Origin of the sequence: Streptomyces sp. NPDC048643 (genome assembly GCF_040650615.1) — a bacterium.
Lineage (GTDB): Bacteria > Actinomycetota > Actinomycetes > Streptomycetales > Streptomycetaceae > Streptomyces.
This window is the reverse complement of sequence record NZ_JBEZHO010000047.1, coordinates 1-26,855: the sequence shown is the minus strand read 5'-3', so window position 1 is coordinate 26,855 and position 26,855 is coordinate 1. Positions and strand designations below refer to the sequence as shown.

Genomic DNA, 26,855 nt, shown 5'->3' with positions numbered 1-26,855 from the left:
GTGAGTTGCGGGGGCGGCCCCGGAGGCGCCCCCGCCGCTCGGATCTCCGGTCAGGGCACGACGACGATCTTCCGTCCGACGCCCGAGGCGAACTGCTCCAGGGCCTCGGGATAGCTGGTCAGCGGGAGCCGGTCGCTGATGAAGACCGACGGGTCGAGGACCCCCGTGGCGAAGAGCTCCGCCGCGCGCTCGAAGCTGTGCAGCACGGCCATCGAGCCGGTGATGGTGATCTCCTGGTTGTAGATGCGGTACGGGTCGATGGTGACCCGGGTGGCGTAGTCGGCCACGCCGAACTGGAGGAAGGTGCCGGCCTTGGCGACCCGGTCCAGGCCGTCCTGGATCGCGGCGGCGTTCCCGGTCGCGTCGATGACCAGGTCCCAGCCCTGCGGCCGGTCCAGCTCGTCGGGGTTCGCCGCCGACGCGGAGACGCCGAGCTGCCGGGCGGTGGCGAGGCGCTCCGCGTTGAGGTCGACGACGTCGACACTGGCGGCGCCGGTGCGCTTGGCGAGCTCCAGCATCATCAGGCCCATGGTTCCGGAGCCGTAGATGAGCACGTGGGCGCCGAGCCGGGACTGCAGGACGTCGTAGCCGCGGACGGCACAGGAGAGCGGTTCGACGAGGGCCGCGTCCTGGGTGCGGACGTGCTCGGGGAGTTTCACGCAGTTCGCGACGGGGGCGGTCGCGTACTGGGCGGCTCCGCCCGCGGTGGTGACGCCGATCGCGGCCCACCTCTCGCAGAGGTTGTTGTGGCCCGTACGGCAGTACCGGCACTCGTAGCAGTACAGGGACGGGTCGACGGCCACCCGGTCGCCGACGGCGAGTTCGGTGACCTGGGTGCCGACGCCGACGATCTCGCCCGCGAACTCGTGGCCCGGCACGATCGGCAGCTTGGGCGCGAACTCGCCCTGGAGGATGTGCAGATCGGTGCCGCACAGGCCGCAGGCGGCGACCTCGACCACGACCTCGCGGGGGCCGGGCGTCGGGTCCGGGACCTCGGCGACGACGGCACGGCCGACGGACTCGATGACTGCGGCCTTCATTTCACGGCTCCCAACGACAGGCCCTGGACCAGTTTGTCCTGGGCGGCGAACCCCGCGGCGAGCACCGGCAGGGAGACGACGAGCGACGCGGCGCACACCTTGGCCAGGAACAGGCCCTGGCTGGTGATGAATCCGGTGAGGAAGACGGGTGCGGTCTCGGCGACCACACCCGTGAGCACCCGGGCGAAGAGCAGTTCGTTCCAGCTGAAGATGAAGCAGATCAGCGCGGTCGCGGCGATGCCCGGCAGGGCGATGGGGGCGACCACGCGCGCGAGGACGGTCGGCAGCCGGGCCCCGTCGATCTGCGCCGCCTCGATCACCGCGACGGGGACCTCGGCGAGGAAGGACTGCATCATCCACACCGCGATCGGCAGGTTCATCGAGGTGTAGAGGATGACCAGCAGCCAGATGTTGTCGAGCATGCCGGTGTTCTTGGCGAAGAGGTAGATCGGCAGGAGGCCCGCCACGACGGGGAGCATCTTGGTCGACAGGAAGAAGAACAGGACGTCGGTCCACTTCTTCACCGGGCGGATGGACAGCGCGTAGGCCGCCGGGAGGGCGAGCAGCAGGACGAACAGGGTGGAGACGACGGAGGCCACCGTGGAGTTGATGAGCGCGGGCCAGGGGCTCGCGCCGCCGCCCGTGCCGAAGAAGTCCCGGTAGCCGTCGAGCGTGAGGGCGGCGCCGAACGCGGGCGGGTTCTTGGCCGCGTCGGACTCGGAGTGGAAGGAGGTCAGCGCCATCCAGGCGATGGGCAGGAAGAACACGATGCCGAGCGCCCAGGCGACCAGGCCCAGGCCGGCTCCCTTGGCGCGGCGGGGGCGGGCGTTCGTCGCGGTGGTACTCATCAGCGGGACGCCTCCTCGCGGAACAGGGACGACACGACGCGCAGGGCGAAGGTCGCGATGATGATCGAGCCGATGACGACCAGGACGCCGGCGGCCGAGGCGAGGCCGTTCTCGTGGGCCTGGTAGAAGCTCTGGTAGACGGTGTAGGGCAGGTTCGCGGTGCCCAGGCCGCCGGAGGTGAGGGTGAACACGGCGTCGAAGTTCTGCACGATGTAGATCGAGCCGAGGAGCGCGCCGAGTTCGAGATAGCGGCGCAGGTGCGGCAGGGTCAGGTAGCGGAAGACCTGCCAGGGGCTCGCCCCGTCGACCTGGGCGGCCTCCATCTGCTGGTGGTCGCGGCTCTGCAGGCCGGCGAGCAGGATCAGCATCATGAACGGCGTCCACTGCCAGACGAGCGAGGCCTCGACCGCGAGCAGCGGGGTGTTCGAGATCCAGTCGGGCTGGGGGCCGCCCACGGCGTGCAACAGCCCGTTGAGCAGGCCGTATTCGGGGTTGTAGAGCACGTGCTTCCACAGCAGGGCGGCGGCGACCGGGACGACCAGGAACGGGGCGATCAGCAGTGTGCGGACGATGCCGCGGCCGCGGAACCTCCGGTCCAGGAGCAGGGCGAGCACCAGGCCGAGGACGAGGCTGACCAGGACGACGGTGACGGTCAGCAGGATCGTGGTCCAGACGGAGTGCCGCAGGTCGGCGTCGGTCAGGACGTCCGAGTAGTTGCCGAAGCCGGTGAAGTGACGGGCCTTCGGATAGAGCGCGTTCCAGTCGAAGAACGAGATCACCAGGGCCGCGACGAAGGGGAGTTGGGTCACCACGATCATGAAGATCAGGGCCGGTAGCAGGGGGCCGCGTCTGGCCCAGGCGCGCAGCCGGGCCGATGGCTGTCCGAGGGTGCGTACGGGTGGAGCGGCCACGCGGGCCGTTGTCGTGGCGGTCATCGTCCCTCGTACTCCTTGGAGATCTTCTCGGCGAGTTTCTGGGACTTGCTCAGGGCCGCGTCGACGGACTGGCGTCCGGCGATGGCCGCGCTGATCTCCTGCGAGACCTTGGTGCCGAGGTCGGTGAACTCGGGGATGCCGACGAACTGGATGCCGGGCGCGGGGCGGGGCTGGACGCCGGGGTCCTTGGGCCGGGCTCCCTCGATGGCCTCGCGGGTCATGTCCTGGAAGGCCGCGGCCTCCTTGCGGTAGTCGGCGTTGGCGTAGGTCGAGGCGCGTTTGCCCGCGGGTACGTCGGACCAGCCGGCGGTGTCCCCGACCAGTTGCTCGTACTGCTTGCTGGACGCCCAGGAGACGAACTTCCAGGCCTTGTCCGAGTTGTGCGAGGCCTTCTGCATGCCCCAGGCCCAGGTGTAGAGCCAGCCGGACGACTTCGTCCTCTCGACCGGCGCGGGGACGTAGCCGAGCTTGCCCTTGACGGGGGAGTCCTTGGCCTCCAGCAGGCCCGCGGCGGACGTGGCGTCGTACCACATGGCGGTCTTGCCCTGCGTCATGTTGTTGAGGCACTCGGCGAAGCCGGCCTGGGCGGCGCCGGACTCGCCGTGCTCCCGGACGAGGTCCACGTAGAACTTGGTGGCCTTCTCGAACTCGGGTGAGTTCAGGCGTGCTTGCCAGTCCTTGTCGAACCAGGTGCCGCCGAAGGTGTTCACGACGGTGGTGAGCGGTGCCATGATCTCCCCCCAGCCGGGCAGGCCGCGCAGGCAGATGCCCTTCATGTCGGACTCGGCGCCGTCCGCCTTCGCCGCGAGGTCGCCGACCTGCTGCCAGGTGGGGTGCGCGGGCATCTTCAGGCCCTTCGCGGCGAACACGTCCTTGCGGTACATCAGGAAGGACGACTCGCCGTAGAACGGCTGCCCGTAGAGCTTGCCGTCGTCGGCGGTCAGCGACTGCCGCATGGGCCTGAGGATGTCCCGCTCGTCGTACGTGCCGTCCTTGGCGACGTAGGAGTCCATCTCGTGCAGCCAGCCGTTGCGGGCGTAGATGGGTATCTCGTAGTTGGACAGGGTGGCGACGTCGTACTGGCCGGCCTGGTTGGCGAAGTCCTGGCTGATCTTGTCGCGGACGTCGTTCTCCGGCAGGACGGTGAAGTTCACCTTGATGCCGGTGTCCTTGGTGAAGTGGGCCTTGGTGAGCTTCTGCAGCTCGACCATCTGCGGGTTGTTCACCATCAGGACGTTGATGGAGTTCCCGCCGGAGCCCGCCCCGCCCGCCCCGGCCCAGCAGCCGGAGAGGAGCGGGGTGAGCAGCGTCCCTGCGGCGGCCGCGACGAGCAGGGTGCGCGGCCTCCGTCGGCTCGGGGTTCGCATGGATCACTCCTGGTGGAATGGGGAGACAGAGGCGGTACGAGGCATGGGGGTGCCCCGGAGGGGTGGAGGTGGAACGGGGTCGTTGGGTTGTCAGACGCGGATGACCTGGGGGCCCTGGAGCGAGTAGCGGTGCGCCTCGGACGCCGGGAGCAGCGTGCTCGTGACGATCGCCTCCAGGGCGCTGATGTCGGCGAACCGGCAGAAGCTGACGGCGCCGAACTTGGTGTGCACCCCGGCGAAGACGGTGCGCCGGGACGCCCTGATCGCCTGTGCTTTGACCTCGCTGACGGCCGGGTCGGGGGTGGTGAGGCCGTGTTCGCGGGAGATGCCGTTGGCGCCGATGAAGGCCAGGTCGATGACGAAGCCGGCGAGCATCTTCGTCGTCCAGTGGTCGACGGTGGCGAGGGTGCCGGGCCGGACCCGGCCGCCGAGCAGCAGGACGCTCGTGTTCTCGGCCTCGGCGAGCGCGCCGGCGGTGGCGAGGGAGGCGGTGACGACGGTCAGCTGCCGGTCCCGGGGGAGCGCCTCGGCGATGAGCTGCGGGGTGAACCCCTCGTCGACGAAGACGGTCTCGGCGTCCCCGAGGAGTTCGGCCGCCGCGGCGGCGATCCGGCGCTTCTCGGGCACATGGCTCGTGGTGCGGAAGGCGAGCGTGGTCTCGAAGCCGGCGCTCTCCACGGGGTAGGCGCCGCCGTGGGTGCGGCGTACCAGGCCGTGGTCCTCCAGGGTGCGCAGATCGCGCCGTACGGTCTCCTTCGCGACGCCCAGGGTGACGGCGAGTTCGGTGACGTCGACCGAGCCCGTGCGGCGCGCGACCCGGACGATCTCGCGCTGCCGTTCTTCCGCCGTCATCGCCGTCATGGCTCTCACCCGCCCCCTCGCGCTCCGTCGCGCACTGCCCGTTCGGGCCCGGTGGAGCCCTTCAGGGAAGTTCTACAGCGGGTGTCGGCCACTGACCAGGCCTGTTGCCTGCCCGATCCTGCCCGGCTGTGCCCGTTCGGCCTCACCGTCATCGGCGGTCGACCTGGGACGGAGCGTGGAGAGGGGGGTGATCGGGCAGGGTCCGTGCCCGAACAGGGAAGCGGGCGGGCCCGTTCGGTGCCCGCCCGCCGTCTCGCCCCCGGCCGCCGTGTCAGTACGGCCAGATCGGCGGGTGCGTGGTGAAGTGGCCGCCCAGGTGGGCGTGGTCCGGGTTGTCCGGGTCGAGGTCGCCCTGCTCGGCGATCAGCTTCTCGGCGTACGGTTCGGAGTCGTCGCGCGGCTCGTAGCCGAGGGCCCGGGCGGTCGAGAGGTCCCACCACAGGCGGGTGTTGGCGGAGGAGCCGTAGACGACGGTGTGTGCCACGTCCTCGGCGGTGAGGGCGGCGTGGAAGAGGCGGGCGCCGTCCTCGGGGCTCATCCAGACCGACAGCATGCGCACGCTGCCGGGCTCGGCGAAACAGGAGCCGATGCGCACCGAGACGGTCTCCAGGCCGTGCTTGTCCCAGTAGAGCTGGGCGAGGTCCTCGCCGAACGACTTGGACAGTCCGTAGAAGGTGTCCGGGCGGCGCGGGGTGTCGACCGGGATCAGCGGATCGTCGCCCTGCGGGCGCGGGGTGAAGCCCACCGCGTGGTTGGAGGAGGCGAAGACGATCCGGCGTACGCCCTCCTCGCGTGCAGCCTCGTACAGGTTGTACGTCCCCTCGATGTTGGCCTTGAGGATCTTGTCGAAGGAGGCCTCCAGGGAGATCCCCGCGAGGTGGACGATCGCGTCGACACCCCGTACGGCCTCGCGCAGCGCCGCCCGGTCCGCGAGGTCGGCGGTGATCGCGGCGGGTTCGCCCTCGACGGGGAGCATGTCGAGCAGCCGGAGGTCGTAGCCGTACCGCGGCAGCAGTCCGCGCATCAGGGTGCCGAGTCCGCCGGCGGCGCCGGTGAGCAGAACGGTGCGGGGAGCGGGCATGCGGGGGTCTCCTCGGTGCGGGCCGGTGTGCCGGGGCGGGGGCTCCGTCGGCCGGTCGGCGGGGCGTCCGCCGGGCGGCCCTATTCGTGTACGAGATTCACATCCGTGGACACGCTAAGGATCGCTGACGTGCTGCGTCAAGTGTCACGCGGACGGGGGAAATCCGCCTCCGTCTTGCGCGTTTGCGCGCTTGACCGGCCCGGAGGTGGCGGCTTAGCGTGGGCGCGTTCAGAAATATAGACGTGGATCAGAAGCGTGCACTCGGTGGGCACCTTTTTAGGGAGAGTCCGTGACGTCAGCCCCTCTCGCCGCCCGGCTGAAAATCCCCAGCGGGCCGCTGTTCTTCCCCGTCACCGCGTACGGTCCCGACGGCGCCGTCGCTCTCGACGTCTACCGGGAGCACGTGCGGCGCGGCGTCGAGGCCGGAGCCGCGGCGGTCTTCGCGGCCTGCGGCACGGGCGAGTTCCACGCGCTCACGCCCGAGGAGTTCGAGGCCTGCGTGCGGACCGCCGTGGAGGCGACCGAGGGACGGGTGCCGGTGATCGCGGGCGCCGGATACGGCACCGCCCTCGCCGTCCGCTACGCACGCCTCGCGGAGGCCGCCGGGGCCGACGGGCTGCTCGCCATGCCGCCCTACCTCGTGGTCGCCGGGCAGGAGGGCCTGCTGCGCCACTACCGTGAGGTCGCCGCCGCCACCTCGCTGGACGTCATCGTCTACCAGCGCGACAACGCCGTCTTCACCCCGGAGAGCGTGGTCGAACTCGCCCGCACCGACGGGATCATCGGCTTCAAGGACGGCCTCGGCGACCTGGACCTGATCCAGCGGACCGTGAGTGCCGTCCGCAGCGAGGTGCCCGGCGAGTTCCTCTACTTCAACGGCCTGCCGACGGCCGAACTGACCGGACTCGCCTACCGGGGCGTGGGCATCACGCTCTACTCCTCGGCCGTCTTCTGCTTCGCGCCCGAGATCGCCCTGGCCTTCCACCGGGCCCTGAACTCCGGGGACGACACGACGGTGAACCGGCTGCTGGACGGCTTCTACCGGCCCTTCGTCGATCTGCGGGCGCAGGGCCGCGGTTACGCGGTCGCCCTCGTCAAGGCCGGGGTCCGGTTGCGCGGTCTGGACGTCGGCGAGGTGCGGCCCCCGTTGCACGAGCCCACCGAGGACCACGTGAAGCAGCTCGCCCAGCTCACCGACCGCGGGTACGCGCTGCTGGAGGAGATGTGAGGGCGTCCGCGTTCCTGTACCCCTGGGACGTCAACGGAGATCCCGAGGCCGCCGCGAGGACCGCCGCGCTCGGCGTACGGCAGGTGACGCTCGCCTCCGCGTACCACTCCACCCGCGCGCTGACCCCCCGCCACCCCCGGCACCGCGTCGTCACGGCCGAACACGCCGCCGTTCTGTACCCGTTGGACGAGTCCCGCTGGGCGGAACGCGTCCTGCGCCCCCACCCGGCCGGGGACTGGGCGCCCGGTGACGCGTACGGCGAGGCGGCCGCCGCGCTCGCCGGCGCCGGGCTCGACGTGCACACCTGGGTCGTCCTCGCGCACAACTCCCGTATGGGGGAGGACCATCCGTCGACCTCCGTCGTCAACGCCTATGGGGACCGCTACCCGTGGGCCCCCTGCGTTGCCCAGCCCGCCACCCGCGCCCACCTGACCGACCTGGCGGTGGAGGCCGCGGTCCGCCCCGGTGCCGCCGGTACGGAGCTGGAGTCGCTCGGCTGGTACGGACTCGCCCACCTGCACGCCCACGACAAGATCGGCGGCGTCCCGCTCGGGGACGCCGGGCACTACCTCATGTCGCTCTGCTTCTGCGCCGCGTGCGCCGACGGGTACGACCGACACGGCCTGGACGCCGAGGAGTTGGCGTCCTTCGTGCGGAGCGCGCTGGACCCGGTGTGGCGGGGCGCCCCGTCCGACGGCGGCTGGGCCGGAGTCGAGAAGCTCCTCGGCGCGGAGACCGCAGCGGCCACCCGCGCCTGGCGCGACGCGGTGGCCCGCTCGCTCCAGGAGGAGACGGTCCGGTCCGTACGCTCCGCCGCACCCCCCGGCTTCCAGATCCTGCTGCACGCCGACCCCGTCTCCTTCCACTGCGGCGCCAACGCCGGTGTCGACCCGCGGCACATCCTCTCCGTGGCGGACGGCGTGGTCGTCCCGTGCGCCGGAGGCACGGGCCTGCTCACTCCGTTCGCCGAGACGGCCGCCCCCGGCAAGGTCCTCGCGGCCAACTTCACCGTGGTGTCCGGAATGGGCGGCCGCCCGGAAACCCTCGCCGCCGACGCGTCCCGCGCGGCGGAACTGGGCGCGACGGAACTCCGCCTGTACCACGCGGGCTTGGCCTCGGACCAGGACCTGGAGAGGGTGAGGCAGGCACTGGCAGGCATGTGACCCTGCGGGAGGATCCCGTCCCCCCGGCGCTTGACGAGGGGGGCCCAGGCGGAGCCCCGGGGGGACGGGCAGGGGCGGAGGGGGCGGAACACCGCGGTCTCGTCAGCCCGGCACCCGTGCCGGACCCTTCCGGAGGAGGGGCCCCAGCGTCACGAGCCGAGCCACGCCCAGCACGGGCAGCAGAACCCGGTGGTCGACGAGTTCGACGAGCCCCGCGCCGAGGGCGAGTCCGACGGCGTTGGGCGCGTACAGCAGCGTGTTCAGTGAGGCGGACGCCCGCCCCAGCAGCTCGGCCGGGGTCTCCCGCTGCACCGCCGTGAACGCGGCGACGAGCACACACGGCAACCCGAGCCCCACCCCCACACTGCAGGCGAGCGCCACCGCGTCGAGGGGTACGGCCCGCAGGGTCACCGCGACGGCGGTGAGCGCGATCCCGCAGGCGGCGAACCGCCGCTCGCCGAGCCTGCGCAGCAGCGTCCCGGACGCCAGTCCCACGGCCACGGACCCGGCGCCCTGGGCGACGTACAGCAGCCCGACGTACGCGGGGGAGTGGCCGAGTCCCTCGGCCACCGCGTACACCGTGGCGCCGTTGATCCCGGCGAAGAACATGGTCGTCCCGCCGGCGCGGACCAGCGGCCACAGACCGGGGTGCCGCCGCAGATGCCGGACGCCCTCCGCGGTCCGGGCCCGCAGACTTTCGGGGGGCCCGGCCTCCCTCGACGGCGGCGTCTCACGGACCCGCAGCAGCGCGTACACCCCCGCCGCCAGCGCGAACGTCACCGCGTCCAGCAGTGCGACGCATGGGCCGCCGTACGCCGCGTAGAGGCCCGCCCCGGCGAGCGGGGCCAGCAGCTTCATGCCCTCGTTGGCCGTCATGCGCAGGCCGTTGAAGTCCCCGAGGAGGCGCGCGTCGAGCGCGGTCGCCAGCAGGGCGGACTCGGCGGCGTCCTGGACGACGCCGACGGTGCCGTAGACCAGCAGCACCGCGAACAGGATCCACAGGCCGCCCCGGCCGTCCACGGCGTACAGGACGGGGAGCAGGGCGGCCAGCAGGAGGTTCGTCGCGAGGAGCAGCGGGCGGCGGCGGGTGCGGTCGGCGAGGGTGCCGAGCGCGGGGCCGACGAGGGTGGGGGCCCAGAGGGCGAAGACGCAGAGCGCGGCGAGCCCGTCCGAGCCCGTCAGGTCCTTCACCCAGATGCCCGAGACCAGCCACATCGCCGACGTCCCGAACCCGGAGACGACCACACCGGTCAGATACAGCCCCGCGTCGCGGTCGCCCAGAACACGTGTCCCTGTCCATGTCATGGCAGGTGATCGTGGTCCTAAGGCGACCGCGCCGGGATCGGGCACCTGCCCTATCCGAGAGCCCGAGGCCGAGAGCCCGAGGCGGTGGGCCTCAGCCGCGCAGCAGCGCGCAGACGAAGTTCTCCTCGACCCCGCGCAGCTTCTCCAGCAGTTCCGGCTTGGTCTCCTTGTTCACCTGGGTGGTGAGGGAGAACGTCAGCGACCGCCGGCCGTCGGGCGTCGCGGCGATCAGCTGGGTGTAGCCGGGGAAGTTGCCGGTGTGGCCGAGGACCACGCCGCAGCGGGTGGTGTAGCGGAAGATCGCCTCGCCCGCCGCGTTCTTGCCCGGACCCGCCGGCTCCGACGCCCCGTCGACCCAGCGGCGCTGCTCGCGCAGGGTGGCCGGGGAGATCAGGGACCCGCTCGCGTAGCCGCGGACGAAACGCGTCATGTCCGCCGGGGTCGAGACGATGCCGCCCGACGCCCACACGCCCGACGCGCCGAGCACCTCGCTGATGTCCTCCGGCGGGTCGGGCGGCTGGACGTCGTAGCCGTGCATGTACGGCTCGGGCAGCCGGTAACCCTGCGGGAGGCTCGTGTCGCGCAGGCCCAGAGGCCGGTAGACGAGGTTGCGCAGCAGGTCCTCGTAGCGCTTGCCGGTCGCCGCCTCGGCCATCAGCGCGACCGCGATGTTGTCGGAGTTCGAGTACGTGTACCGCGATCCCGGACGGAACAGCAGCGGTTCGCCGGCCACGTAGTCGAGGAGGTGCCGGGAGTCGAAGCGGTGGTGCGGGTCGGCGGTGAGGATCTTGATGAACTCGGGGCTCTGCGTGTAGTCGGGCAGCCCGCTGGTGTGGTTGAGGAGCTGGCGCAGGGTCACCGCGTGCCACTTCTTCGGCAGGGACGGCAGCCGGCGCCCGATGGTGTCGCCGAGCCGGAGCGCGCCCTTGTCCACCAGGCCCAGCGCGACGGCGCCGCTGAACGCCTTCGCGGTACTGGCGATGCGCATGTGGTCGTCGGGAGAGATCGGGCGCCCGCTCTCGAGGTCGGCCACACCGGCGCGCACGACGCGGGTGTCGCCGTCTCGGCGCAGGAGGGCGATGACACCGGGCGGCCCGCCGGGGCTGCGCACCAGGTCGTCGAGCTGCTTGCGCAGCGCCCGGTCGTGGTCGCGGTCGGTCGACGCGGCGGCGTCGGCGCCGGCGGGTGCGGACACGACGCCGGTCAGGCAGGCGGCGGCCAGCAGCGCGCCGAGCGGCAGGCGCCAGCGGGGGCGGCGGGACAGGGGTGACGAAGGCATGGGGGTTCTCCCGAGTCGGACGGAGGCCGGAGCACGCTCAGCTTCGATCCCGTGCCCGTCGTCCGCCCGCGCCGCTGCTGCATACGGCGCAGCGGGCCGACGGCGTTGGGCCGTCCGGCCGACTCCCCGGCGGCCCGGGCGGGGGCCGTCGCCGGGGAACCGATGAGTTCCGCGCGCGGACGGGGTCCACATCAGGAGTGGACCCACGTTCCCGGAGCCCCCGGGTTCGTACACGCCAAGGAGCAGCGGATGACCGTCCAGACCTTCGACCTCGGGCCGCAGGCCCTGATCGTGGCGCGTCTCGCGGAGGGCGTCACGGACGCGCACCTCGACGGCGCCACCCCGTGCCCGGAGTACGCGGTGCACCACCTCCTGGGACACCTGACGGGCCTGGCCGTCGCCTTCCGCGACGCCGCGCGGAAGGACCTGGGAGCCTCGACCGACACCGCCCCCGACTCCGCGTTGCCCGACATCGGGCCCGACTGGCGGGAGGCCCTGCCGAAGGCGCTCGACGAACTCGCCGACGCCTGGCGGGACCCGGCGGCGTGGACCGGGACGACCCGGGCGGGCGGAGTGACCCTGCCGGGGCCGGTGGCGGGTACCGTGGTCGCCGACGAACTGGCCGTGCACGGCTGGGACCTCGCCCGCGCCACCGGCCAGGAGTACGCCCCCGACGAGGCCGCGCTGCAGGCCGCGCACAGCTTCCTCGCCGCCGTGGCGGAGGACCCGACGGGCGGCGGAGGCATCTTCGGCCCCGTCGTCCCGGTGCCCGACGACGCGCCCCTCCTCGACCGCGTGATCGGCCTCAGCGGCCGCGACCCCGGCTGGACTCCGTAGGGCGTGTCCGCAGTCCCGTCCGGATCCCCAACGGTTTTCCTGTCAGAAGTGTTGACGGGGACAGGTGCCTCTCCTACTTTCAACGCGTCGTACTTCGTACGTCATATATGAGACGCGATATGTGAGATACGAGAGGCGCGCATGACGGCTGTGCCCACGCCCACCCCGATCCCGTCCCGCACCCAGGTCGTGCTGGACGGGATCAAACACCGCATCCTCACCGGGCAGTTGCCCCCGGGAGCCGCCCTGGTCGAGACCGACCTCGCCGCACAGTTCGGTGTCTCGAAGACACCCGTGCGCGAAGCGCTCAAGACCCTGGCCGGCACCGGGCTCGTCGTGATGAACCAGTACAAGGGCGTCACGGTGCGCATGGTGGACGCGGACATGGCGCGCGAGGTGTACGACGTGCGGCTGCTCCTCGAACCCGAGGCGCTGCGCCGCTCAGTGCTCCTCGGTGCCGGCCTCGACGCCGCCCGGGACGCGCTCGCCGGCGCCGACGGCGCCGGCGACACCGCCGAACGCTCCCTCGCCAACCGGGAGTTCCACCGCGCCCTGTACGCGCCCTGCGGCAATCCGCTGCTCGGCCGGATGCTCGACGAGGTCCGCGACCAGGCGGCCCTCGTCTCCGCGGTCGCCTGGGCGGCCGACCCGTCCTGGGAACGGGAGGCGAGCGAACACCGGGAGATCCTGCGGCTCGCGCTCGACGGCGACGCCGACGGAGCGGCCGGAGCGCTGCACGCCCACATCGCGTCGTTCGTGCAAAGGGCCTTCCCTCAGGGCCGGGCGGAGGACGGACAGGAATGACAGCGACGTTCGAGACCCAGCGGGCCGCCCTCGCCCAGGTCGTGGCGATCCCGGTGACGCCGTTCGCCGAGGACGGCACGATCGACCGCGACGCCCACCGGACCCTGCTGCGCCGGCTGGTCGACGGCGGAGTCCGCACCCTGACCCCCAACGGCAACACCGGCGAGTTCTACGCCCTGACGCCCGAGGAGCGGCGGCTCGTCCTGGAGTTGACGGTCGAGGAGGCCGGTGACCGAGCGGTCGTGCTGGCCGGTGTCGGCCACGACGTGCCGACCGCCGTCGCCTCCGCACGGCATGCGGCCGACCTCGGAGCGGGGATGGTGATGGTCCATCAGCCCGTCCATCCCTACGTCTCCGACGGCGGCTGGGTCGACTACCACCGGGCCGTCGCCGAGTCCGTGCCCGACCTCGGCGTCGTGCCGTACATCCGCAACCCGCTGCTCCCGGGCGAGCGGCTCGCCGAACTCGCGGACGCCTGCCCGAACGTCGTCGGAGTCAAGTACGCCGTCCCCGACGCCGCCCGCTTCGCCGCCTTCGCGCGGGACGCCGGACTGGAACGGTTCGTGTGGGTGGCCGGACTCGCCGAACCGTACGCGCCCTCGTACTTCTCGGCCGGGGCCACCGGCTTCACCTCGGGCCTCGTGAACGTCGCCCCGACCCTCTCCCTGAACATGATCGAAGCGCTCCGGTCCGGCGACTACCCGGCCGCGATGAAGGTCTGGGAGCAGATCCGCCGCTTCGAGGAGCTGCGCGGGGCGAACGCCTCCGCGAACAACGTGACCGTGGTCAAGGAGGCCCTGGCCTCACTCGGTCTGTGCCGCCGCGACGTGCGCCCGCCGAGCCGGCCGCTGGCCGGGAGCGAGCGCTCCGAGGTCGCCGCCATAGCCGCCGGGTGGCCCCTGTGAAGCGGCCCGAGGACCTCCGCAGCCATCAGTGGTACGGCACCGAGGGGCTCCGTTCGTTCAGCCACCGGGCCCGGACCCGGCAGCTCGGCTACCTGCCCGAGGAACACCTCGGCAAGCCGGTGATCGCGATCCTCAACACCTGGTCCGACATCAACCCCTGCCACGTCCACCTGCGCGAGCGCGCACAGGCCGTGAAGCGGGGCGTGTGGCAGGCCGGGGGATTCCCGCTCGAATTCCCGGTGTCCACGCTCAGTGAGACCTTTCAGAAGCCGACACCGATGCTCTACCGCAACCTCCTCGCCATGGAGACGGAGGAGTTGCTGCGGTCGTACCCCGTCGACGGCGCGGTGCTGATGGGCGGCTGCGACAAGTCCACGCCCGCGCTGCTCATGGGCGCGGCCTCGGTCGACCTGCCGGCGGTCTTCGTGCCGGCCGGGCCGATGCTCCCGGGCCACTGGCGCAGCGAAGTCCTCGGCTCGGGCACCGACATGTGGAAGTACTGGGACGACCGGCGTGCCGGACTCATCGGTGACTGCGAGATGGCCGAACTGGAGAGCGGTCTCGCGCGGTCACCGGGACACTGCATGACGATGGGCACGGCGTCCACCCTGACGGCCGCGGCGGAGGCGCTCGGCGTCACCGTGCCGGGCGCGTCGAGCATCCCCGCCGTCGACTCGGGCCACGAGCGGATGGCCGCGGCCGCCGGACTCCGGATCGTCGAACTCGTGCGCCAGGACCGCCGGTTGAGTGACATCCTCACCGCCGGGGCCTTCGAGGACGCCGTGACCACGGTGCTCGGCCTGGGCGGTTCCACGAACGCCGTGATCCACCTGATCGCCATGGCCGGGCGTGCCGGTGTCACCCTCACGCTGGGCGACTTCGACCGGATCGCCCGGACCGTGCCGGTCCTCGCCAACGTCCGGCCCGGCGGTCGGACGTACCTCATGGAGGACTTCCACTTCGCGGGCGGGCTGCCCGGGTTCCTGTCGCGGATCACCGATCTGCTGCACCTGGACCGGCCCACGGTGTCCCACGACAGCCTGCGCGAGCAACTGGCGAACGCGCGGGTGCACGACGACGACGTCATCCGCACCCGGGAGAACCCGGTCGCGGCCGAGGGAGGGGTGGCCGTCCTGCGCGGCAACCTCTGCCCGGACGGCGCCGTCATCAAGCACATCGCCGCCGAGCCGCACCTGCTCCGGCACACCGGTCCCGCGGTCGTCTTCGACGACTACCGCACCATGCAGCGGACCATCGACGACCCGTCGCTCGGCATCACCGCGGACAGCGTGCTGGTGCTACGGGGCGCGGGGCCCAAGGGCGGCCCGGGCATGCCCGAGTACGGGATGCTTCCCATCCCCGAGCACCTGCTCAAGCAGGGCGTCCGGGACATGGTGCGGATCTCCGACGCCCGTATGAGCGGCACGAGTTACGGCACCTGCGTGCTGCACGTGGCACCCGAGTCGTACGTCGGCGGCCCGCTCGCCCTGGTGCGGACAGGCGACACGATCACCCTCGACGTGGCGGCACGGTCACTCCGGCTCGACGTGGACGACGCGGAGCTGGAGCGCAGGCGGGCGGAGTGGACGCCGCCCCCCGTCCGGTACGAACGCGGCTACGGCGCGCTCTACACCGACCAGATCACCCAGGCCGACACCGGCTGCGACTTCGCGTTCCTGGCCCGGCCGGGCACGGTGCAGGACCCGTACGCGGGCTGAGACCCCGCACCCGCACGTGGAAGCGCTCGACCCATGGGGTCGTAGCAAGCGCTTCCTGTACCCGCTGTACCCGCCCCACTGCGAACGGAGAAACTGTCATGGCCCAAGCCGCAGCCGTGGCGAAGCCGCCCGCGCCACCCCGGCGGCGCCGTGCCTCCGCGACCCCGCGCAGGCTCCCGTATCTGCTGATCGCCCCGGCGGCGCTGCTGATGCTGGGCTTCATCGCCTACCCCGTCATCAGCGTCTTCTACTACAGCCTGCAGAACTACAACCCCACCAAACCCTGGCGCAACGGATACGCCGGCTTCGACAACTTCGTGCACGCCTTCACCGCGGACCCGCAGTTCTGGGACACGCTCACCTTCAGCGCGAAGTGGGTCGTCGTCGAGGTGGGGCTCCAACTGCTGTTCGGCCTGGCGCTCGCGCTGATCGTCAACCAGACCTTCGTCGGACGGGCCGTCGGACGCGCGCTGGTCTTCTCGCCGTGGGCCGTCTCCGGGGTGCTGACCTCGGCGATCTGGGTGCTGCTCTACAACTCCCAGACGGGCATCACCCGTTACCTCGCCGACGCGGGCATGGGCTCGTACGGCACGAGCTGGCTCTCGGACACCTCCACCGTCTTCCCGGCGGCGGTCGTCGCCGACCTGTGGCGGGGTGTGCCCTTCTTCGCGATCCTGATCCTCGCCGACCTCCAGTCCGTCTCCAAGGACCTGTACGAGGCCGCCGAGGTCGACGGGGCGAGCCGGGTCCGGCAGTTCCTGCACATCACCCTGCCGCACCTCAAGGACGCGATCATCCTGTCCACGCTGTTGCGCGCGGTGTGGGAGTTCAACAACGTCGACCTGCTCTACACGCTGACCGGCGGCGGACCCGCGGGGGAGACGACGACCCTGCCGCTGTACATCGCCAACACCAGCGTCGACGCCCACAACTTCGGCTACGCGTCGGCCCTGACGACCGTCGCGTTCGTGATTCTGCTGTTCTGCTCGATCGTCTATCTGCGGCTGAGCAGGTTCGGAGGCGGGGACAAGTGATCACCAAGGACGCCGGGACGATCGCCCCGGCCGCACCCGCCCCGCCCGCCGAGGAGCCGCCGCCCCGCCCCCGCACGCGGACCAGGCACCGTGCCTGGGACGAGGTCCCCCGGTGGCACGTCTACGTCCCCCTGGGTATCTACCTGCTCTTCACCCTGATCCCCTTCTACTGGATCCTGCTCTTCGCGCTGCGCCCCGCCGGGTCGACCTCGCTGGTGCCCTGGCCCATGACCTTCGACCACTTCGACAAGGTGTGGACCGAACGCAGCTTCGGGACCTACTTCCAGAACAGCGTGCTCATCGCCGTCGCCACCCTGGTGATGACGACCCTCGTCGCGCTCGCCGGCGGCTACGCGCTCGCCCGGTTCGACTTCAGGATCAAGCGCGGCTTCCTGCTGGCGCTGCTCTGCTCCCAGTTCGTCCCGGGCGCCCTGCTCCTGGTCCCGCTCTTCCAGATCTTCGCCAAGCTCCAGATGATCAACTCGCTGGCCAGTGTGGTCATCGCCGAGACCGTCTTCCAGCTGCCGCTGTCGATGATCCTGATCAGCGGGTTCATCCGGAACGTGCCGTACTCCCTGGAGGAGGCCGCCTGGGTGGACGGCTGCAACCGCTTCGACGCCTTCAGGATCGTCGTCCTGCCGCTGCTGCGGCCCGGGCTGATCGCCGTCGGCTCGTTCGCCTTCGTGCACGCCTGGAACCACTTCCTGTTCGCCCTGATGTTCCTCAGCGACCAGAGCAAGCAGACCATCCCGGTGGGCCTCAACACCCTGATGAGCTCCGACAGCGTCGACCTGGGAGCGCTCGCCGCGGGCGGCATCATCGCCGCCGTCCCCGTGGTCGTCGTCTTCGCGTTCATCCAGAAGTGGCTGATCACCGGGTTCAGCGCGGGGGCGGTGAAGGGATGAGGTCCGCGGCGCGGCCCGGCCGGACCGGGCAGGTGAACGCGGACACGGAGCGGCGCACGCCCCTGGGCGGCCCGGCGCCCCGGCGGGCCGGTGAACTCCCGCTCCCCGTCGTCCTCGCGGGTGCCCGCGGTCACGGCCGCCGGCACCTGGAGAACATCCGCCGGCTCCAGGGCGAGGGTCTCGTCCGTCTCGCAGGCGTGTGCGAGCTGACCCCGCTCGGCGCGGCGGAACTCGACGGGCAGCGCGTGGAGCAGTCCGCCGACCTCGGGGCCCTGCTCGACGCCACCGGCGCCGTCATCGCGGTGATCTGCACGCCCATCCCCACCCACACCGACCTGGCGCTGACCGCCACGCGCCGTGGCGTGCACCTGCTCCTGGAGAAGCCGCCGGCGCCGTCCTACGCCGAGTTCCGGCGGATGGCCGACGGCGTGGCCGCGGCGGGCGTCGCCTGCCAGATCGGCTTCCAGTCCCTCGGCTCGCACGCCGTGCCCGCCGTCCGGGAGCTGATCGCCCGGGGCGCGCTCGGCCGGGTGACCGGGATCGGCGCGGCGGGGGCCTGGGCCCGGGACGAGGCGTACTACCGGCGCGCGCCGTGGGCCGGCAGGCGGCGGCTCGACGGTGTGGACGTGGTCGACGGTGTGCTGACGAACCCGCTGGCCCACGCCGTCGCCACCGCCCTCGCCCTGGGCGGCTCGACCCGCGCCGAGGACGTCACCGGCATCGTGACGGAACTGCTGCGCGCCAACGACATCGAGTCCGACGACACCTCGTGCGTGCGCGTGACGACCGCCGGGCGCGCGATCACCGTCGCGGCCACGCTCTGCGCCGAGAACCCGGGCGAACCGTACGTCGTCGTGCACGGCACGGAGGGCCGGATCACCTTCTGGTACAAGCAGGACCGGGTCCTGGTGCAGCGGTCCGGGCACGGCCCGGAGGAGACCGTGTACGGCCGCACCGACCTGCTGGAGAACCTCGTCGCACATCTCAGGGACGGCGTCGACCTCCTGGTCCCGCCCGCGTCGACCGGCGCGTTCATGAAGGTCGTGGAAGCGGTCCGGCGGGCGCCCGAGCCCGTCGTGCTGCCGCCGGACGCCTGGGACCTGCCGCCCGGCGAGAACCGCCGCGCCGTACGCGGCATCGACGCGCTCGTCGCGTCGGCGGCCGACACCCTCGCCCTCTACTCCGAACTGGGCGCCCCTTGGGCGCTCCCGAACGAGGTGAGCACCGGATGAACGACACCGAGCTCGTCCTGAGCGCCGCGGGCCGCCCGGTCGGCCGCTACGTCACCCGGCCCGAACTGCCCGCCCGGCTCTCCCCGCGCCCGTACCTCCATCCGGTCACGACCCTGACCGGCACGCCCGTCACCGAGCTGAGCCCCGCCGACCACGCGCACCACCTCGGCGTCGGTGTCGCGGTCCCCGACGTCGAGGGGCACAACTTCTGGGGCGGGCGCACCTACGTCCGCGACCAGGGACCCACCGAGCTCGACGACCACGGCGTCCAGCGGCACGCCGGCTTCCAGGAGCGCGGCCCCGGCGGCTTCGTGGAGGACCTGCGCTGGACGGCCGCGGGCACCGAGCTGCTGCGCGAACGCCGTACGGTCGCGGTGGTCGAACTCACCGACTCGGCGTGGGCGTTGGACTTCACGCTCGCGCTCACGAACGTCACGGCGCGAGCGCTCTCGCTCGGCAGCCCGGCCACCAACGGACGGCCGGGCGCGGGGTACGGCGGCTTCTTCTGGCGGGCCCGCAAGGAACCGGAGGTCCCGCGCGTGTTCACCGCCGACACCGAGGGCGAGGACGCCGTGCACGCGCGCCCCGCGGACTGGCTCGCGCTCGCCGGCGCGAGGTGGACGCTCGTGTTCGCGGGGGCGACCGAGGTCACCCGCCGCGACCCGTGGTTCGTGCGCACCGCCCAGTACCCGGGCGTCGGGTCCTCCCTCGCCCACCGGAGCCGGCTCACGGTCGCGGCCGGTGACACGCTCGTCCGCCGGATCGTCACCGTCGTCGCCGACGGCACGCTCGACCGGACCGGAGCCGCCGCCCTGGTGCGCAAGGCGGTGAGCGCCTGATGGCCCTGCCCTCCGCCGACCTGGGTGACGGCACCTACCGCAACCCCGTCCTCGACGCCGACTGGTCCGACCCCGACGTGCTCCGCGTCGGCGACGACTTCTACCTCACCGCGTCCAGCTTCGGCCGGGCGCCCGGCCTGCCCCTGCTGCACTCCCGCGACCTGGTCAACTGGACCCTCGTCGGCCACGCCCTCCAACGCCTGGAACCGGCAGCCGAGTTCGTCCGTCCCCGGCACGACCGCGGGGTCTGGGCGCCCTCCCTGCGTCACCACGACGACCGCTTCTGGATCTTCTGGGGCGACCCGGACCACGGCATCTTCCAGATCAACGCCCCCGGGATCAGGGGCCCTTGGACTCCGCCGCACCTGGTGAAGGAGGGAAAGGGGCTCATCGACGCCTGTCCGCTGTGGGACGAGGAGAGCGGCGAGGCGTATCTCGTGCACGCCTGGGCCAAGTCCCGCGCGGGCGTGAAGAACCGGCTCACCGGCCACCGGATGCGCCCTGACGGCACCGGGCTGCTCGACGAGGGCAAGGTGATCGTCGACGGCGACCGCATCCCCGGCTGGTTCACCCTCGAAGGTCCCAAGGCCTACCGGCACGACGGCTGGTTCTGGATCTTCGCGCCGGCCGGGGGAGTGGAGACCGGCTGGCAGGGCGTCCTCCGCTCGCGCGGTTTCTTCGGGCCCTACGAGGAGAGGGTGGTGCTGGAGCAGGGGAACACCCCGGTGAACGGCCCGCACCAGGGCGGCTGGGTGCGCACCGCGACGGGCGAGGACTGGTTCCTGCACTTCCAGCAGCGCGGGGCCTACGGGAGAGTGGTCCACCTCCAGCCGATGCGCTGGGTCAGTGACGGTGACGGTGCCGACGAAGGCGACTGGCCCGTCCTCGGTGACGCGGGCGTCCCCGTCGCCGTCCACCGGAAGCCGGAGCTGCCGTCCCAGCCGCCGTCCGCCCCCGCCACCGACGACGACTTCCCCGGCGGCCGCTTCGGGCGCCAGTGGCAGTGGACCGCCAACCCCCAGGACGGCTGGGCGCCCCAGCACTCCGGCGACGGACTCCGGCTCGGCTGCGTCCGCGCACGCGACCCGCGTGATCCGCGCGACCCCCAGGATCCGAGCGACCTGCGCGACCCCTACGACCTGCGCACGCTGCCGCACGTCCTCACCCAGCGGCTGCCCGGCGAGGCCGCCACCGTCGAGGTGGGACTGCGCCTCGACAGTGCGGAGCCGGGTGCCCGCGCGGGGCTCGCGGTGCTCGGCGACGCCTACAGCTGGATCGGGCTCCGGCGGGAGCCCGACGGATCGGTGCGGCTCGTGCACCGGTTCGCCGAGCCGGTCGCCGCGGGGGCGATCGCCGCGCCCATGGAGCGGCGCACGGCCGAGCGGGACGCCGCCTCCTCCGTCGAGGCGCCGGACGGCCGGGCCCGGCTGTGGATCGAGATCGGTAGCGGCGCCCGCTGCCGCTTCTCCTACGACGTCGGCGACGGCCGGCAGCCCTCGGGGCAGGTCTTCGCCGCGACGCCCTGGCGCTGGGTCGGCGCCCTGCTCGGGCTCTTCGCGCTCGCGCCGGACGGCGGGGGACCCGCCGGCGCCGCCACGTTCACCCGGTTCCGGGTCACCGTGACCCGCTGAGAGTCACCTCCTGTCGTACGTCCGCCTGTTGGGAGCCGCAATGACGCACTTCCGTAGCAAGCGCTTGCCGGATGCGGAGGGAAGGGCACGCCCCTTCCGGAAGCAGCCGGGTGCCGACCGTCCAGAACAACTCGTCCACCGCACAGCCCTGTTGGAACCGGAAGAAGAGAGCCGACCGATGAAGACCAGCTCCCTGAGGAACAGCACGCCGAGGAACAGCACACCGACGACCGGCCGGTCGTGGACCGGCGGCCGGCGCACCGCCGTGGCGGTCGCGCTGGGTTCGGTGCTCGCGCTGACCGCCACCGCCTGCGGTGACGACGGCGGCGGCAGCGCCGGGGACAAGGGCACCGAGGGTTCCGGTAAGGGCGAGATCACCTTCTGGGACAACAACGGCGGTGTCCGCACGGACATCTGGAAGCAGATCATCGCGGACTTCGAGAAGAAGTACCCCGACATCAAGGTCGACTACGTCGGGATCCCGGCGGCGAGCGCCCAGTCCAAGTACGACACCGCGATCCAGGGCGGCGGGCTGCCGGACGTCGGCGGTGTGGGCACCGCGATGCTCGCCGAGGTCGCCGTCCAGGGTGCGCTGGAACCGCTGGACAGCCGGCTCGGGAAGAGCCCGCTGAAGGGGAGGCTGAGCGAGAACCTCCTCGACGTGAGCCGGGCCGCGGGGGGTGGAGACACGCTGTACCAGGTGCCGACCTCCGCCAACAACGGCACGCTCTGGTACCGCACCGACCTGTTCAAGGCGGCCGGGCTGGACGCGCCGACCACCTGGTCGAAGTTCTACGACGCCGCGGGGAAGCTCAGCGACAAGGGGAAGAACAAGTTCGGGTTCACCATCCGCGGCGGTGAGGGATCCATCGCGCCCGCTCTGGACGCCGCGTACGGACAGTCCGGGATCACCTCGTTCTGGAACGGCGACAAGACCACCGTCAACGACCCGAAGAACGTGGCGGCCCTGGCGAAGTACGTCGCCCTGTACAAGAAGGTCACGCCCTCCGCCGACGTCAACAACGACTTCACCAAGATGGTCGCGCAGTGGGACAGCGGCACCATCGGCATGCTGAGCCACAACCTCGGCTCCTACCAGGACCACCTGAAGGCGCTGGGCGCGGGCGCGTTCCGCGGTGTCCCGAACCCCACCCAGGACGACGGCACGCGCGTGCAGGTGTCCAACCCGGTCGACGGCCTGAGCCTCTTCAAGTCCGGCAAGAACAAGGCGGCTGCCTGGAAGTTCATCGAGTTCGCCGTCTCGGCGGCCGAGAACTCCAAGTTCAACGAGTCCGCGGGGCAGGTGCCGGCGAACACCGACGCCGCCAAGGACCAGTGGATCCAGCAGGCCGAGCCGACCCGGCTGGCCGCGGAGGCACTGAACGGCAGCAGCACCAAGATCGTGCAGCTGCCCTACTACCTGCCCGACTGGAACACCATCTCCAAGGCCGACAACGAGCCCAACTTCCAGAAGGTGCTGCTCGGCAAGATGAGCGCGAAGGACTTCCTGGACACGCTGGCGGACCAGCTGAACACGGCGCAGGCCGACTGGAAGGCCAACCACTAGAGCCCGTCCGGAGGCGGCCGGTTCCCCCCGGTCGCCTCCCGCGGCACGGCCGCCCACACCCCACGCCCCGCACTTCACCTCTCCCGTCCGACCGTCCGATCCGATGGAAAGAGAGAGCCGCATCATGAACACCCATGCATGGCATGCACCTGGCAAGAAATGGCGAACGGCTGCCCTGCGGAGGACCGCCGCGCTGATCGGCTGCACCGCTCTCGTCTGCGCCGTCACCGGCGCCACCGCCCAGGCCCGGCCCCGCGACCCCGCCCGGCAGGCGCTCGCCGCCCGCGACGGCTGGGCGTCCCAGGGCGCCGGCACCACCGGCGGCTCGGCCGCCGCGCCGGCGCAGGTCCACACCGTCACGACGTGGGCGCAGTTCAGGGCCGCGCTCGCGGCGGGCGGCGGTGCGCCGAAGATCATCAAGGTGAGGGGCACGATCGACGCCAACGCCGACGGTTGCGACACCTTCGCCGCCCCCGGCTACGACTTCGCCCGGTACCTCGCCGACTACGACCCGGCGGTGTGGGGCTACGACCAGGTGGTCACCGGGGAACAGGAGGACCTGCGAGCCGCCTCCGCCGCCCGTCAGGACACCGCCATCAAGGCCTACGTCCCCGCGAACACCACCATCGTCGGTGTCGGGCGCGACGCGGGGTTCAAGGGGGTGAGCCTCCAGATCAAGGGCGTCGACAACGTCATCGTCCGCAACCTCGCCTTCGAGAGCCCCCTCGACTGCTTCCCGCAGTGGGACCCGACCGACGGCGACACCGGGAACTGGAACTCCGAGTACGACAGCGCCGTCGTCCACGGCGCCACGCACGTCTGGCTCGACCACAACACGTTCACCGACGGCGCCCACCCGGACAGCTCGCTGCCGACGTACTTCGGACGGATCTACGAACAGCACGACGGTGAGCTGGACATCGTTCAGGGCGCCGACTACGTGACCGCGTCCTGGAACGTGTTCGCGGACCACGACAAGACCATCCTGGTCGGCAACAGCGACAGCGCCGCGACCGCGGCCGTGGACCGGGGCCACCTGAAGGTCACCTTCCACCACAACCTGTTCACCGGTCTCGTCGAGCGCGCGCCACGGGTCCGCTTCGGGCAGGTCGACTCCTACAACAACCACTTCGTGGCCGACGCCGGCTACGCCTACAGCTACGGCATCGGCATGGAGTCCCAACTCGTCGCCGAGCACAACGCGTTCACCCTGGCGGACGGCATCGGAACCGGGACCGTCCTGAAGAAGTGGAAGGAGGCGCCGCTGACCGCCGCCGACAACTTCGTCAACGGCGTACGCACCGACCTGATCGCCGTGCACAACGCGGAGATCCCCGCCGAGACGCTCCGGTCCGGCGCCGGCTGGACGCCCGTCCTGCGGACGAAGGTGGATCGTCCGCGGGCCGTCCCCGGCATCGTCGACCACGGCGCGGGCGCCGGAAGGATGCACTGACGTGACCCAACTCCCCTCCGTCCGAGGGGTGTTCGTCACCGCGGGCGCGGGAGCCGACGCGACTCCCGCACCCGCCGCGACGTACGTCACCTGTGGAGTGTGTATCGATCAGGCAACGGGCCTCGCATCCACCGGGGTGACGCGCGTAGAAACTTGTCATGCATAAGCCACTGCGTATCGCGGCCGTCGCCGCCACCTGTGCCGTCGCCGGTGCCGCCCTGTTCGGGTCCGGTGCCGCCACCGCCCATCAGTCGACGGCCAACTCGACGCACGAGCCCTACAACATCGGGCTCCTGGTCAAGGACATCGACACCTACTACGGCGCCGCGCTCGACAGCGACGGGGTGTACCAGGCGTCGCCCACCAGCCAGTACGCCAAGGACCTCGCGCGCGTCGACGCCGCCGCCCGGCGGGACATCGACAAGGCGGCCCACAAGGCCCACCACCGGGGTCAGAAGCCCGCGGTCGTCTTCGACATCGACGACACCCTGCTGCTCTCCTTCGACTACGAGAGGAAGACCAACTACACGTACAACTCGACGACCTGGGCCGACTACGTCGCCCAGGCGGACCGTCCCGCCGTGTTCGGCAGTCCCGAACTCGTCGAGTACGCCGAGTCCAAGGGCGTCGAGGTGTTCTACAACTCGGGCCTGAAGGAGTCGCAGCGCGCCTCCGCGGTCGAGAACCTGAAGAAGGTCGGTGTCGACGTCAACCTCGACTCCGCCCACATGTTCCTCAAGGACGCGGCCAACCCGCCCGCCTACCTGAGCGGTTGCGCCACCGCCACCGCCTGGAACTGCACGACCGTGCAGTACAAGGCCGGCACCCGCAAGCACATCGAGGACCTCGGCTACGACATCGTCGGCAACTTCGGCGACCAGTACTCGGACCTCGACGGCGGCTACGCCGACAAGACGTACAAGCTCCCCAACCCCACGTACTTCGTGAGCTGATCCTCCGCCGCGCAGGAACGCCCCCGCCGGTCGTCACCGGCGGGGGCGTCGTGCTGCCGGCCGCGAGGGGGGCTCAGGCCGGCAGGTCCACACCCTTGAGGACGTCGAAAACGAACATGTGGTTGTTTCCCGGGTTCCGTAACACAGCGAAAACCTGAAAGTGGTTGATGAAGGGAACAATCCAGCCAGCATCCGCACACCAGGCACGCAGGTACCGAGGAGTATCGTCATGTCCGAAGCACAGAAGGTCGACGACCGGCCAAGTGCCGCACCACCAACGCCGGCAGGCGGGGTCGACGGGTTCTTCAAGATATCCGCGAGGGGCTCCACCTTCGGCCGGGAGATACGCGGCGGGTTCGCCACGTTCTTCACGATGGCCTACATCCTCGTCCTGAACCCGATCATCCTCGGCAGCGCCAAGGACAAGTTCGGCCACCACCTCGACGCCGTCCAACTCACCACCGCCACCGCCCTGGTGGCCGCGGTCATGACCATCATCATGGGTGTCGGCGGCAACCTCCCGCTCGCGCTCGCCGCCGGCCTCGGCCTCAACGCGGTCGTCGCCTTCCAGATCGCCCCGCTGATGAGCTGGGCGGACGCGATGGGCCTGATCGTCCTGGAGGGCCTGCTCATCTGCGTCCTCGTGGTGACCGGTCTGCGCGAGGCCGTCATGCACGCGATACCCCAGGCGATGAAACAGGCGATCAGCGTCGGCATCGGCCTCTTCATCGCCTTCATCGGTTTCGTGGACGCCGGCTTCGCCACCCGCATCCCGGACGCGGCGAACACCACCGTGCCGGTCCAGCTCGGCGGCACCGGCGCACTGACCGGGTGGCCGATTCTCGTCTTCTGTCTCGGCGTCCTGCTGACCATCGGACTGCTCGCCCGCAAGGTCAAGGGCGCGATCCTGATCAGCATCGTCACCATGACGGTCGTCGCCGTCGTCATCAACGCCGCCGCCGACATCAAGAGCTGGGGCCTGACCACCCCGAAGGTGCCCGACGACATCGTGGCCTCACCGGACTTCGGACTGCTCGGCCACTTCAGCCTGTTCGGCGCGTTCGGCGAGACCAGCGCGATCACCGTCGTCCTGCTGGTCTTCACCCTCATCCTGTCCGACTTCTTCGACACGATGGGCACGGTCGTCGGCATCAGCGCCGAGGCCGGTCTGCTCGACGAGGAGGGCAAGGTGCCCAACCTCGGGCGGGTGCTGCTGATCGACGGCGCCGCCGCGGTCGCCGGCGGCGCGGCCTCCGCCTCCTCCTCGACGTCGTACATCGAGTCGGCGGCGGGCGTCGGCGAGGGCGCGCGCACCGGCTTCGCCAACCTGATCACCGGCGGCATGTTCGCGCTCGCGCTGTTCCTGACGCCGATCCTCACGATCGTCCCGCTCCAGGCCGCAGCGCCCGCGCTCGTCGCCGTCGGCTTCCTGATGATGACCCAGGTCAAGCACATCGACTGGGACAAGTACGAGATCGCCATCCCCGCGTTCCTGACCATCGCCGTGATGCCGTTCACGTACTCGATCACCAACGGCATCGGCGCGGGCTTCCTGGCGTACGTGCTGATCAAGACGGTGCTCGGCAAGGCCAAGGAGGTCCACTGGCTGCTGTGGGCGGCCTCCGCGCTGTTCCTCGTCTACTTCGCGATCGACCCGTTGGAGCAGTTGCTCGGGGTGAAGTGACCGGACCGCGTGGTACGGCGCCCGCCGGGACGACCCGGACGCGCCGCCGCCGGACGTGAATCCCTCCGACGACAGGACGGCCCCGCACCAGGAGGTGCGGGGGCGGGCGGTGGTGGGCGGGGGGGTGGTGGGCCGGCCGGGGTGTTAGGTAAGTGACGACGAGTAAAAAAAAAAAAACAAATATAT

The 26,855-nt window shown here is 71.3% G+C and carries 23 protein-coding genes; 15 read left to right on the top strand and 8 right to left on the bottom strand.

Features of this window, described 5'->3' with window-relative positions:
- Positions 1 to 50: 50 nt before the first annotated feature.
- The 6 genes from AB0C62_RS32980 to AB0C62_RS32955 form a co-directional block, all read right to left on the bottom strand.
- Positions 51 to 1,040, bottom strand: coding sequence for a zinc-dependent alcohol dehydrogenase family protein (locus AB0C62_RS32980; protein ID WP_362979492.1), 990 nt, complete (start codon positions 1,038 to 1,040; stop codon positions 51 to 53).
- The gene (locus AB0C62_RS32975) at positions 1,037 to 1,888 is read right to left on the bottom strand and encodes a carbohydrate ABC transporter permease (protein WP_362979490.1); all 852 of its coding nucleotides are present in this window, start codon (positions 1,886 to 1,888) and stop codon (positions 1,037 to 1,039) included. Before AB0C62_RS32975 ends, AB0C62_RS32980 begins: the two co-directional genes overlap by 4 nt.
- Positions 1,888 to 2,823, bottom strand: coding sequence for a sugar ABC transporter permease (locus tag AB0C62_RS32970; RefSeq protein ID WP_362979488.1), 936 nt, complete (start codon positions 2,821 to 2,823; stop codon positions 1,888 to 1,890). The genes AB0C62_RS32975 and AB0C62_RS32970 overlap by 1 nt, the downstream gene beginning before the upstream one ends.
- On the bottom strand, positions 2,820 to 4,190 hold the full coding sequence (locus tag AB0C62_RS32965; RefSeq protein ID WP_362979486.1) for a sugar ABC transporter substrate-binding protein: 1,371 nt from the start codon (positions 4,188 to 4,190) through the stop codon (positions 2,820 to 2,822). The genes AB0C62_RS32970 and AB0C62_RS32965 overlap by 4 nt, the downstream gene beginning before the upstream one ends.
- 90 nt (positions 4,191 to 4,280) lie before the next feature.
- The gene (locus tag AB0C62_RS32960) at positions 4,281 to 5,051 is read right to left on the bottom strand and encodes a DeoR/GlpR family DNA-binding transcription regulator (protein WP_081223739.1); all 771 of its coding nucleotides are present in this window, start codon (positions 5,049 to 5,051) and stop codon (positions 4,281 to 4,283) included.
- Positions 5,052 to 5,322: 271 nt separating this feature from the next.
- Positions 5,323 to 6,132, bottom strand: a complete 810-nt coding sequence (locus tag AB0C62_RS32955) for an NAD(P)-dependent oxidoreductase (RefSeq protein WP_362979484.1) — start codon at positions 6,130 to 6,132, stop codon at positions 5,323 to 5,325.
- Positions 6,133 to 6,421: 289 nt separating this feature from the next.
- Here AB0C62_RS32955 and AB0C62_RS32950 point away from each other — a divergent pair, with 289 nt between their 5' ends.
- Positions 6,422 to 7,360, top strand: coding sequence for a 5-dehydro-4-deoxyglucarate dehydratase (locus tag AB0C62_RS32950; protein ID WP_362979482.1), 939 nt, complete (start codon positions 6,422 to 6,424; stop codon positions 7,358 to 7,360).
- Positions 7,357 to 8,523: a hypothetical protein gene (locus tag AB0C62_RS32945; RefSeq protein ID WP_362979480.1), complete on the top strand. Its 1,167-nt coding sequence runs from the start codon at positions 7,357 to 7,359 to the stop codon at positions 8,521 to 8,523. The genes AB0C62_RS32950 and AB0C62_RS32945 overlap by 4 nt, the downstream gene beginning before the upstream one ends.
- A gap of 102 nt (positions 8,524 to 8,625) precedes the next feature.
- On the opposite strand, the gene AB0C62_RS32940 is transcribed toward AB0C62_RS32945, so the two are convergent.
- Both AB0C62_RS32940 and AB0C62_RS32935 read right to left on the bottom strand, forming a co-directional pair.
- Entirely contained in the window at positions 8,626 to 9,828 is a 1,203-nt protein-coding gene (locus AB0C62_RS32940; protein ID WP_362979478.1) for an MFS transporter, read from the bottom strand.
- Between the two features lie 91 nt (positions 9,829 to 9,919).
- Entirely contained in the window at positions 9,920 to 11,107 is a 1,188-nt protein-coding gene (locus AB0C62_RS32935; protein WP_362979476.1) for a serine hydrolase domain-containing protein, read from the bottom strand.
- 249 nt (positions 11,108 to 11,356) lie between these two features.
- On the opposite strand from AB0C62_RS32935, the gene AB0C62_RS32930 reads away from it, so the two are divergent.
- From AB0C62_RS32930 to AB0C62_RS32870, 13 genes are all read left to right on the top strand, one after another.
- Positions 11,357 to 11,944, top strand: a complete 588-nt coding sequence (locus AB0C62_RS32930) for a TIGR03086 family metal-binding protein (protein ID WP_362979474.1) — start codon at positions 11,357 to 11,359, stop codon at positions 11,942 to 11,944.
- A 141-nt stretch (positions 11,945 to 12,085) separates the two neighbouring features.
- Entirely contained in the window at positions 12,086 to 12,748 is a 663-nt protein-coding gene (locus AB0C62_RS32925) for a GntR family transcriptional regulator (RefSeq protein WP_362979472.1), read from the top strand.
- Entirely contained in the window at positions 12,745 to 13,653 is a 909-nt protein-coding gene (locus AB0C62_RS32920) for a dihydrodipicolinate synthase family protein (RefSeq protein ID WP_362979470.1), read from the top strand. Before AB0C62_RS32925 ends, AB0C62_RS32920 begins: the two co-directional genes overlap by 4 nt.
- Positions 13,641 to 15,371, top strand: a complete 1,731-nt coding sequence (araD, locus tag AB0C62_RS32915) for an L-arabinonate dehydratase (protein WP_362979468.1) — start codon at positions 13,641 to 13,643, stop codon at positions 15,369 to 15,371. Before AB0C62_RS32920 ends, araD begins: the two co-directional genes overlap by 13 nt.
- A 98-nt stretch (positions 15,372 to 15,469) precedes the next feature.
- Positions 15,470 to 16,405: a sugar ABC transporter permease gene (locus AB0C62_RS32910; protein ID WP_362979466.1), complete on the top strand. Its 936-nt coding sequence runs from the start codon at positions 15,470 to 15,472 to the stop codon at positions 16,403 to 16,405.
- A complete protein-coding gene (locus AB0C62_RS32905; protein ID WP_362979464.1) occupies positions 16,402 to 17,310 on the top strand; it encodes a carbohydrate ABC transporter permease in 909 nt (302 codons plus the stop codon). Before AB0C62_RS32910 ends, AB0C62_RS32905 begins: the two co-directional genes overlap by 4 nt.
- A gap of 62 nt (positions 17,311 to 17,372) precedes the next feature.
- On the top strand, positions 17,373 to 18,542 hold the full coding sequence (locus AB0C62_RS32900; RefSeq protein ID WP_362979564.1) for a Gfo/Idh/MocA family oxidoreductase: 1,170 nt from the start codon (positions 17,373 to 17,375) through the stop codon (positions 18,540 to 18,542).
- Positions 18,539 to 19,381: a PmoA family protein gene (locus AB0C62_RS32895; protein WP_362979462.1), complete on the top strand. Its 843-nt coding sequence runs from the start codon at positions 18,539 to 18,541 to the stop codon at positions 19,379 to 19,381. The genes AB0C62_RS32900 and AB0C62_RS32895 overlap by 4 nt, the downstream gene beginning before the upstream one ends.
- Positions 19,381 to 21,012 carry a family 43 glycosylhydrolase gene (locus AB0C62_RS32890; RefSeq protein ID WP_362979460.1) on the top strand — a complete coding sequence of 544 codons (1,632 nt, stop codon included), beginning with the start codon at positions 19,381 to 19,383 and terminating at the stop codon, positions 21,010 to 21,012. The genes AB0C62_RS32895 and AB0C62_RS32890 overlap by 1 nt, the downstream gene beginning before the upstream one ends.
- A 178-nt stretch (positions 21,013 to 21,190) precedes the next feature.
- Positions 21,191 to 22,579, top strand: coding sequence for a sugar ABC transporter substrate-binding protein (locus AB0C62_RS32885; RefSeq protein ID WP_362979458.1), 1,389 nt, complete (start codon positions 21,191 to 21,193; stop codon positions 22,577 to 22,579).
- A 124-nt stretch (positions 22,580 to 22,703) separates the two neighbouring features.
- The gene (locus AB0C62_RS32880) at positions 22,704 to 24,032 is read left to right on the top strand and encodes a pectate lyase (protein WP_362979456.1); all 1,329 of its coding nucleotides are present in this window, start codon (positions 22,704 to 22,706) and stop codon (positions 24,030 to 24,032) included.
- A gap of 158 nt (positions 24,033 to 24,190) precedes the next feature.
- Complete coding sequence (locus tag AB0C62_RS32875) at positions 24,191 to 24,985, top strand: HAD family acid phosphatase (RefSeq protein ID WP_362979454.1); 795 nt, start codon at positions 24,191 to 24,193, stop codon at positions 24,983 to 24,985.
- A gap of 229 nt (positions 24,986 to 25,214) precedes the next feature.
- Positions 25,215 to 26,669, top strand: coding sequence for an NCS2 family permease (locus AB0C62_RS32870; protein ID WP_362979450.1), 1,455 nt, complete (start codon positions 25,215 to 25,217; stop codon positions 26,667 to 26,669).
- The last annotated feature ends 186 nt before the right edge of the window (positions 26,670 to 26,855 follow it).